The 10,387-nt window shown below is 40.4% G+C and carries 7 protein-coding genes; 4 read left to right on the plus strand and 3 right to left on the minus strand.

The features are described from left to right. Nucleotides 1-364 precede the first annotated feature (364 nt). From uvrC to mnmG, 3 genes are all read right to left on the minus strand, one after another. Entirely contained in the window at nucleotides 365-2,206 is a 1,842-nt protein-coding gene (gene uvrC / locus DEM91_RS10995; protein ID WP_249858954.1) for an excinuclease ABC subunit UvrC, read from the minus strand. A 191-nt stretch (nucleotides 2,207-2,397) separates the two neighbouring features. Continuing rightward, nucleotides 2,398-2,928 carry an adenine phosphoribosyltransferase gene (locus DEM91_RS11000; protein WP_025072895.1) on the minus strand — a complete coding sequence of 177 codons (531 nt, stop codon included), beginning with the start codon at nucleotides 2,926-2,928 and terminating at the stop codon, nucleotides 2,398-2,400. Between the two features lie 80 nt (nucleotides 2,929-3,008). Then, nucleotides 3,009-4,880, minus strand: coding sequence for a tRNA uridine-5-carboxymethylaminomethyl(34) synthesis enzyme MnmG (gene mnmG, locus DEM91_RS11005; protein ID WP_249858955.1), 1,872 nt, complete (start codon nucleotides 4,878-4,880; stop codon nucleotides 3,009-3,011). Between the two features lie 1,154 nt (nucleotides 4,881-6,034). Between mnmG and DEM91_RS11010 the strand changes: the two genes are divergently transcribed. The 4 genes from DEM91_RS11010 (at nucleotide 6,035) to DEM91_RS11025 (ending at nucleotide 10,035) form a co-directional block, all read left to right on the plus strand. Beyond that, nucleotides 6,035-6,721, plus strand: a complete 687-nt coding sequence (locus DEM91_RS11010) for a fumarate reductase (RefSeq protein WP_036925576.1) — start codon at nucleotides 6,035-6,037, stop codon at nucleotides 6,719-6,721. Nucleotides 6,722-6,755: 34 nt separating this feature from the next. After that, a complete protein-coding gene (locus DEM91_RS11015; RefSeq protein ID WP_275975270.1) occupies nucleotides 6,756-8,735 on the plus strand; it encodes a fumarate reductase/succinate dehydrogenase flavoprotein subunit in 1,980 nt (659 codons plus the stop codon). Nucleotides 8,736-8,823: 88 nt separating this feature from the next. Then, on the plus strand, nucleotides 8,824-9,180 hold the full coding sequence (locus DEM91_RS11020; protein ID WP_249858956.1) for a four helix bundle protein: 357 nt from the start codon (nucleotides 8,824-8,826) through the stop codon (nucleotides 9,178-9,180). Between the two features lie 96 nt (nucleotides 9,181-9,276). Then, nucleotides 9,277-10,035: a succinate dehydrogenase/fumarate reductase iron-sulfur subunit gene (locus DEM91_RS11025; RefSeq protein WP_008123780.1), complete on the plus strand. Its 759-nt coding sequence runs from the start codon at nucleotides 9,277-9,279 to the stop codon at nucleotides 10,033-10,035. The last annotated feature ends 352 nt before the right edge of the window (nucleotides 10,036-10,387 follow it).

Genomic DNA, 10,387 nt, shown 5'->3' on the forward strand with positions numbered 1-10,387 from the left:
AAATATATAAATGGAACAAAGGTAATGATTTACAAGTAGTTGAAACGTTTTTATGCACATTTTTGTCACATTAGCCAAGTTTTCATTTTTCGGTCTACCAATTGTGTTTATAAATTTTGACTGATGTGTGCAAAGTTACACATTAAAAATTTGAATAGTGTATATTATTCATAGGTTTTTCGTAGGATACCTGTCAGCTGAAAGTCGGGTAGGGTATCTCTTTATTTCGTTTGTCCGTTGATAATTGATTGACAATGAACGATTTATAGCACCTAATCTTATTTGCGTAAACGGTTGATAAACAAGGAGATACAAAATGTGAGAGTCGCGTTTTCATCACTCCATGTGTATCTCTACCTTGACATTAAGTGCTTTCTTTTTCCTGAAAATATTGGAAAATGATATTTGCTTTTGACTTACCAATGATGTTGGTAAGAGTTTGTAAATCAGCTTCTTTGATTTTTTTTACGCTTTTCAGAACTTTCATGAGTTGCTTCTGTGTCTGTATTCCGATACCTTTAATGTTGTCTAACTCGCTGTGCAGTGCCTGTTTGCTACGCTTGTCTCGGTGGAAGGTGATGGCATAGCGATGCACTTCGTCTTGAATTCTTGTGAGTATGTGAAACAACTCGCTATCTGCCTTCATGCCAATGACTTGTGGAGGGAAACCATAAAGCAATTCATTGGTTCGGTGCCGGTTGTCTTTAGCCAGTCCAGCGATAGGGATATGAAGTCCAAGTTCATCCTCTACCACTTGTCTCACCACTTCCATTTGACCTTTCCCACCATCGGTAATGATGAGATTGGGTAGGGGTGTTTGTTCTTCAATCATACGTTGGTAGCGACGTCTCACCACTTCTTTCATCGAAGCGTAATCGTCAGGTCCCTCAACGGTTTTAATGTTGTATTTACGGTAGTCTTGCTTATAAGGCTTTAACCCCTTGAATACCACGCATCCTGCAACGGCATTGGTGCCAGAGATGTTAGAGTTGTCGAAACACTCTATGTGGAAAGGAAGGGTAGGTAGATTCAATTGGGTTTGTAACTCCTTCATAAGTCGGGTCTGACGTTGTTCAGGATTTAGTTTCTCCGCTTGCTTCAATCGGTCAAATTTGTACTGTTTGGCATTCATTTCAGAGAGATCCAGCAAGTGTTTCTTATCCCCTCTTTGTGGTACGGTAAAGGTGCAGTCGTGGAGATTCCATTCGATATCAAAAGGAACAATGAGTTCTTTGGCTTTACTTCTAAATCTGGATCTAAGTTCTTGAATAGCAGTGATGAGAATTTCCTCTTTTGTTTCTTCAATTTTCGACTTATATTCAATGGTGAAACTCTGGTTAATCGTTCCGTTCTTTACGTGCATGTAGTTCACATAAGCTGTTTTTTTGCTCTCATCCTCGGTTAGTGTGAATACATCAACATCCTTTATGGTATAGCTCACTACCTCGCTTTTGGAAACAAATGTGTTAAGGATATCGTATTTATCTTTTAGAATCTGCGCTTCTTCAAATTTGAGTTCTTCCGATTTCTTCAGCATCATTTGATAAAGAATATCTCGTACTTCTCTGGTATTTCCTTTCAAAATTTCGCGCGCTTGCTCCATGTTTTGCATGTAATCTTCGTGAGATTGTTTGGCTATACATGGAGCCAAGCAATTTCCTATATGGTATTTTAAGCAAGCACGGTATTTTCCTTCTTTTACTCCTGCTGGTTTAATAGGGAACGAACACGTGCGAGGTTTATAGATTTTATTGATGACATCAAGGACTGCATATAGATGAGATATCTGTGTGTACGGACCAAAATAACTGCCGTTCCCTTTCCTGATTTGTCGTGTCTTTATGATTCTTGGGAGCCATTCGTTTGTAATGCAAATGCTGGGATAGGTTTTTCCGTCCTTGAGTAATATGTTATATTTTGGATTATATTTCTTGATTAGACTGTTTTCTAACAGCAGAGCATCCTCTTCTGTATTGACAACAGTGTACGTAATATTCTGAATTTTGCTGACAAGAATTTTAGTTTTGAAGCGATCTACTTCTTTTAGAAAGTACGAAGACACACGTCGCTTTAAGTTCTTTGCCTTTCCTACATATACAATATTGCCCTCTTTGTCAAAAAATTGATAGCTGCCAGGTCTCTCTGGCATGCTCTCAACAATGTTTTTTAGTTTGGATATTCTTTCTATGTTCCCTTCTTTGGTCATTCTAACTATATGGAATTAAGACTATTGTCTTTGTTTTGTTTCATGTGAAACATTGTAGTGGAGAATATTTTGCAGCCATGTTGTTCGCCATCTTCTATTTTGAATTGTCATCGTCTAAAGAATTTAGGAGGGGTAGAGCTGTCTCGTACCCCTTCTAATTCATAACTTTGTTTGATTGCGAGTTACTTCTTTTATATTTGAATAAGAGTTGTAATTTCGATATCATCGTCGAATTTCTCTCTTCCATTAAGATTTTCATTGATAAGTTCTATGATGAAATTGCAGTAAATCTTTTTAGGATGGAACTTTTTTACAAGGTCGCAAGCTGCTTTCATGGTGCCGCCAGTAGCTAAAAGGTCGTCGTGTAAGAGTACAATGTCATTTTCATTAATGGCATCTTTGTGTATCTCGATGGTGTCGATGCCGTATTCTTTGGCGTAACTCTCTTGCACTGTCTCACATGGAAGCTTCCCTGGCTTTCTGCAAAGTACAATTCCAGCGCCCAATTTAATGGCAACTGCCGACGACATGACAAAACCTCGACTTTCAATACCTACAATCTTTGTGATGCCTTTGTCTTTGTAAAGTTCGTACATTTCATCGCTAATTGTTCTCAAACAATCAGCGTTTTTGAATAGGGTGGTTACATCTCTGAAGTTGACTCCTTTAATGGGCCAATCTGGGATGCATCTCAAGTTGTCTAATAGCAATTTGTTGTTCATTGTCAATAGTTTATGTTGTTATAATATAATCAATTGTTTCACATGAAACATCTGTAAGATTTAGATGATATGTGTTGCATTTATCTTCCTAATAATACGAGAAGAACATTGATGTCACTTGGTGATACTCCTGGAATCCTACTTGCTTTTGCCAGTGTTTCAGGGTTAATTCGTTTTAGTTTTTCACGAGCTTCTGTTGATAGTTCATGCAGCTGGTCGTAATTAAACCTGTTTTGAATTTTTATATTTTCAAGTCGGTGCATCTTTTCGGCTACTATCTTCTCACGCTCAATGTACCCTTTATACTTAATTTTTATCTCTGTTGCTTCGATGATTTCGCTCTTTCTGTTCGGTATCTTGCTGAGCTCATCACTCAAAGAAGGTTTCATTTCCGCAAGAAGTTGAATAGATATCTGGGGACGTGCAATAAGTTCTGAAATCTTACATCCCATTTTAAGCGTTGATGTCCCATTTCGTTCCAACATTTCGTTGATTTCTTTCGGTTTTATCGAAGTATTATTACAATAGTCCATCAAACGATTGATACTTTCTTTCTTCTGTGTCCACCAGTCTAAACGGTCTCTTTTTGCGAGTCCTAATTGATATGCTTTCTCGGTTAATCGTGCGTCAGCATCGTCTTGTCTAAGTAAAATACGATATTCAGCACGTGAGGTGAACATCCTATAAGGTTCGTCCACGCCTTTCGTTGTTAGGTCATCAATGAGTACACCGATGTAACTTTCGTCACGTTTCATCACAAAAGGGTCACCTCCAAAGCAGTGGATAGCAGCGTTGATACCTGCAACGATTCCCTGACCTGCAGCTTCCTCGTAGCCCGTAGTGCCGTTTACCTGCCCTGCAAAGAACAAACCTTTGACGATTTTTGATTCCAATGAAGGTTTCAATTGAGTTGGATCGAAATAATCATATTCAATCGCATATCCAGCTCTGTAAACCTTTGCCTCTCGGAAAGCAGGTATCTGATGCAAGGCTTCTATCTGAATATTCAACGGCATGCTCGATGAAAAGCCGTTCAAATACATCTCATTGGTATTTTCACCTTCAGGTTCTAAAAACAGCGGATGCCTATCCTTGTCGGGAAAGGTTACCAATTTTGTTTCAACAGAAGGGCAGTATCTCGGTCCAGTGCTTTGTATTTGTCCGTTGAAAAGAGGCGAATCGGGCAATGCTTTGCGTAAAACTTCATGTGATTCTGGCGTTGTGTAGCACGTCCAACAAGGAAGTTGTTTAAGGTTTCTTGCCCCACTCATGTAACTAAACTGGTGGAAGTCGTCCTCTCCGTCTTGTCTTTCCATGTCTTCAAAATGCACACTTCTTGCGTCAATGCGGACAGGCGTTCCTGTTTTCATTCGTTGGACGGTAATCCCATGTTGTGCAATGCTTTCACTCAGGTGATAGACTGCTGGCTCGGCACATCGTCCTCCAGGGAGCTTTTTCCTACCAATGTGCATCAAACCATTAAGAAATGTCCCTGCTGTGATAATAATACTTTTTGCGTATAGCTCAACTCCCCAAACCGTACGGACACCCGTTACCTCACTGTTTGCGGTGAGTAGTTCGCACGCTTCGTCCTGCCAAATGTCCAAATTGGGCGTATGGTCTAACACTGTTCTCCATTCCAAAATATATTTACTACGGTCACACTGTGCACGGGGACTCCACACTGCAGGTCCTTTGCCTTTGTTGAGCATGCGAAACTGAATAGAGGTAGCGTCAGTAACCATTCCCATGTGACCGCCTAAGGCGTCTATCTCTCGAACAATCTGCCCCTTAGCAATGCCCCCAATGGCAGGGTTACAGCTCATTTGCGCTATTTTATTCATGTCCATAGTGACGAGACAAGTCTTCGCTCCTAATTGCGCAGCTGCCGTTGCAGCTTCACATCCAGCGTGTCCTCCGCCAATGACAAGCACATCGTATTGAAATATCATCCTTCTATCTTGCTTTATTTAATTTTTATAGAAACTATCTCTATCGCTTTGTAATGGCAAGGTTGATGTTTTTGTTTTTAAGTAATCAACCTTTTTGATGCTGAGCTTTTTAGAGTAAGTTTCTTGTCATAAGAAAAAGAAACAACGCAAAATTAAGAAATAATATTGAATAAAATGAGGATGAAGACGAAAAACTATGTAGACATAATGTTATCATTCATTTGCGTTTATAGGTTGATTTTCCACAGAATCGTTATTTCATCCTATTTGAAACGGCTCTTTCGTTTAATGATATTTTACAACGAAAACCAACAAAAAAAACAGCAGATGTGGCATTGGAAGTATGCCACATGAACAGCTCATTAATGCTGAATTATCTTTACAAAGCGTCTCTCAAAACTCGCGTCAAAACATCCAAGGGCAAAGTTGGTCGCAAATACGCAAGTTATGAGAGAGTTTCATAACCTGTTGTGATTTAAGATGTTATAATAAAGCCACTTTGTTTCATCCCTATTTTTAGCATTCTTTCCCGACTAAAGCATTGAGTTAAGCTTGCAATTTGCATGCTTTAATGCCGTTGAAGCATGTGAATAACACCTCTATTGAGTGTTTCCAATGGCGTTATCTCCATGTTTCAGCTAAAAAAGACGTTTATTTTGTTCAAATCAGCCCATTTTTGCATCTCGTTTGCCTATTAAAATTTTCTATTTTGAAGATTTTAGATGGTCGATTTTTGGTAAAATAATAGGACAAAAACGCCAGATACCTTTGCAAAAAATGATGCAGGGAAAAAAGACACAGCTCTTTCATTATAGAGTCATTTTTGTACAACAAATGAAAGTAAATGAGAGATGCAATGCACACAAGCCTTGTGATGTGCTTGATTTATTAGATTTGTGGGGGAAACAAAAGAACAAAAATTGGTTTTTATCATCGTTCATCTATGTTAAACGAAAAAGGCGATGTCTATTTGATAGCATTTTCGATAAAAAGCTTTGAGTTATCATTAAAATATAGTATTTTTGCACTTCAGCATACGTAACGCATACTCACAAAAGGGGAGAGATGATAACGTTTGTTAAAAAATCGTTGATTATATCTAACTTAGTAAGCATATTTTTTTCTAACATTTAATACTTAAATTTCAATCATTTATGTGGTTAATCAATTCATCTATTGGTAGGAAAGTAGTGATGTCGGTAACCGGTGTCGCACTTATTCTATTCCTGACATTTCACATGTCAATGAATATTGTGGCTCTCTTTTCTGGAGATGCCTACAATACGATTTGTGAACTTCTAGGTGCCAATTGGTATGCGGTAGTAGCTACGATTGCACTTGCAGCACTAACTGTGTGTCACATCGTCTATGCCTTCATCCTTACGGCACAAAACCGAAGAGCTCGAGGGAACGAGCGTTATGCTGTTACCCAAAAGAGTTCCAAAGTAGAGTGGGCATCTCAAAACATGTTGGTTTTAGGACTCATCGTGGTTTTGGGTATGATTCTTCATTTGTACAATTTCTGGTACAATATGATGTTTGCCGAAATCTTTCACATTGCCGATCCGTTAGGCAATCCTGCTGATGGTTTTGGTTACATTCAGGAAACATTCTCACAGCCTTTGTATGTTGTATTGTACATCATTTGGTTGTGTGCTTTGTGGCTTCATCTCACTCATGGTTTTTGGAGTGCTATGCAAACCCTTGGAATCAGCAATAAAATTTGGTTCAACCGATGGAAGATTATCGGTGAGGTATATGCCACATTATTAATGCTTGGTTTCCTTGTAGTTGTTCTCGCATTTGCATTTGGCTGCGCGCCGAGTTTGTGCTGTGCGTAATTGTTTAATCTTATAATAGATAAGGAAGAATATTATGACACAAATAGATTCTAAAATTCCTGAAGGACCAGTAGCTGAGAAGTGGACCAATTACAAGGCTCACCAGCGTTTGGTTAACCCAAAGAATAAATTAAAATTGGATGTCATCGTTGTTGGTACAGGCTTAGCAGGTGCCAGTGCTGCCGCTTCATTGGGCGAGATGGGATTCAATGTATTTAACTTTTGTATTCAAGACTCGCCTCGTCGTGCACACTCTATTGCTGCACAAGGAGGTATCAATGCTGCCAAGGATTATCAGAATGACGGTGACTCTGTTTATCGTTTGTTCTATGATACCGTAAAAGGTGGCGATTATCGTGCTCGCGAAGCTAATGTTTACCGTTTGGCAGAGGTGTCGAATGCTATCATCGACCAATGTGTTGCACAAGGCGTACCATTCGCTCGTGAATACGGAGGTATGCTCGCCAACCGTTCGTTTGGTGGTGCACAGGTAAGTAGAACGTTCTATGCCAAAGGTCAAACAGGTCAGCAGCTGTTGTTAGGTGCTTACTCATCACTGATGTGTCAAGTACATGCGGGCAAAGTAAAGCTCTATACACGTTACGAGATGGAGGACGTAGTCATCATTGACGGTCGTGCTCGTGGTATCATTGCCAAGAACTTGGTGACAGGTAAGTTAGAGAGATTCTCTGCCAATGCTGTAGTAATTGCCACTGGCGGATACGGAAATGCTTATTTCCTTTCTACCAATGCAATGGGATGTAACTGTACTGCTGCCGTTCAGTGCTACCGCAAGGGAGCTTATTTTGCTAACCCTTCGTATGTACAGATTCACCCCACCTGTATTCCTGTACACGGTGACAAGCAGTCGAAGCTGACGCTGATGTCAGAATCGTTGCGTAACGACGGACGTATTTGGGTTCCTAAGAAGATAGAAGATGCCAAGGCATTGCAGGCAGGAACGAAACAAGGCTGGGAAATACCAGAGGAAGATCGCGACTACTACTTGGAGCGTCGCTACCCAGCATTTGGTAACTTAGTGCCTCGTGACGTGGCTTCGCGTGCTGCGAAAGAGCGTTGCGATAAGGGCTTTGGTGTGAACAACACTGGTTTGGCTGTGTTCCTTGACTTCTCTGAGTCTATCAACCGATTGGGACTTGATGAAATCATGCAGCGTTATGGCAACCTCTTCGAGATGTATGAAGAGATTACAGACGTATTCCCTGGTGATATGGCGAACGAAATCAACGGTGTAAAGTACTACAAACCCATGATGATCTTCCCCGCTATCCATTATACCATGGGTGGTATCTGGGTAGATTATGAGTTGATGACCTCTGTCACAGGACTGTTTGCTATTGGCGAATGCAACTTCTCTGATCATGGTGCTAACCGCTTGGGTGCTTCAGCGTTGATGCAAGGTTTGGCAGATGGTTACTTTGTGTTGCCATACACCATTCAAAATTATTTGGCAGACCAAGCTGTTTGGCCACGTCTTTCTACCGATCTTCCTGAGTTTGAAGAGGCTGAAAAGAAGGTTCAATCAGAAATTGACCGCTTGATGAACATCAAGGGTAAGCGCTCTGTCGACTCTATTCACAAGGAGTTGGGTCACATCATGTGGGAACACGTGGGTATGGGTCGTACCAAGGAAGGACTTGAAGAAGGTTTGAAGATGATAGCAGACTTACGTAAAGAGTTCGATACCAACCTGTTTATCCCTGGTTCTAAAGAAGGTCTGAACGTTGAGTTGGATAAAGCTATCCATTTGCGTGATTTCTTATTGATGGGCGAACTCGTTGCTTACGATGCCATCTCTCGTAATGAGAGTTGTGGAGGTCACTTCCGTGAGGAGTACCAAACACCTGAGGGAGAGGCAAAGCGTGACGATGAAAACTATTTCTATGTAGGTTGTTGGAAGTACCAGAACAATGATGAAACCGCTCCCGAGTTGATTAAAGAGCCACTCGAGTACGAGGCCATCAAGGTACAAACACGTAATTATAAGAATTAATCGTTAGTTTTTGAGTCTCTTAGTTTTTAAGTTTTTGAGTTTCTCCACTGGCTTATCAACCCTGTAATTGACGAAGTAAAGCATTAAGATGGGCACTTTTCGAGATTTATCCGTTTGGCAAAAGAGCATGAATCTTACTCGTAAGGTTTATGAGTTAACTGCTTCTTATCCTCAAGAAGAGCGATTTGGACTTGTTAGTCAAATGCGTCGATGTGCCGTTTCCATACCTTCAAATATATCGGAGGGTTATGGCAGAGAGACAAACAATGAGCATATACGATTTTTGTACATATCATTGGGTTCGTGCAACGAGTTGGAAACGCAGCTCATCTTATCTAAAGATTTAGCTTTCGTTGCAACAAATGCTTGTCAAGAGCTGGTAAACTTAGTAGATGAAGTTTCAAAAATGCTCAAGTCTTTAATTTATACAGAAAAGTACAAGTAACCTTTTTAGATAGGTTTCACGGTGCAAGTCAGTAAAAGAAGGAACTGAAAAAACTTAAAAACTCACAAACTCATAAACTCATAAACTCAATACACCATGTCAAAAAATATAAGTTTTACAATTAAATTTTGGCGTCAGAACGGTCCTAAAGACAAGGGACATTTTGACACTCACGAGATGAAGAATATCCCAGACGATACTTCTTTCCTCGAAATGCTTGATATCCTCAATGAGGAACTCATCAAGGATGGTAAAGAACCGTTTGTCTTCGATCACGATTGTCGTGAAGGTATCTGCGGTATGTGCTCACTCTATATCAATGGAGTGCCACACGGAAAGACAGAGCGTGGCGCAACAACCTGCCAGTTATACATGCGTCGTTTCAACGATGGAGATGTTATTACTGTAGAACCTTGGCGTTCAGCAGGCTTCCCTGTCATTAAAGACTGTATGGTAGACCGTGCAGCTTTCGACAAAATTATTGCAGCTGGAGGTTACAACACCATTCGTACAGGACAGGCACAAGATGCTAATGCTATCCTTATACCGAAGGAAAATGCCGACGAGGCGATGGACTGTGCTACCTGCATCGGTTGTGGTGCTTGCGTTGCAGCATGCAAAAATGGCTCTGCGATGCTCTTCGTGAGCTCCAAGGTTAGTCAGTTGGCATTGTTGCCACAAGGTCGTCCAGAAGCTGCTAAGCGTGCCAAAGCCATGGTTCTGAAGATGGATGAATTAGGATTTGGTAACTGTACCAACACCAGAGCTTGCGAAGCAGTGTGTCCAAAGAATGAGTCGATTGCGAATATTGCTCGCCTCAACCGCGAATTCATTACGGCAAAGCTTAAAGACTAATCGCTTTTTTGTCTAAGCCTAACATCCGAGAACATCGCTGGGTTTTTGTGCCATGTGCATCGGAAAAGGATAAAACGACGACTCATGCAGCGTTGTATCGCAATTAATTTTCGTCAAGACGTGAGGATTTGTCGTCTGTCCATATGATTCAAGCCTGTATACTACAAAAAGTGTACAGGCTTTTTTAGGTGCTGTCAGATAAGGACGGTGCTTCATCCTCTGTATTTGCAATAAACGATAAAATCAGAGATAAATGACGAATGTGTATGCATTATTCATATCTTCTATGTTGCTTTCCAAATAATTGGAAAATATTTGTAATTTATTAACTGTTCATTATCATTCACTTAGC

Origin of the sequence: Prevotella sp. TCVGH, assembly GCF_023522295.1 — a bacterium.
GTDB classification, from domain to species: Bacteria; Bacteroidota; Bacteroidia; order Bacteroidales; family Bacteroidaceae; genus Prevotella; species Prevotella timonensis.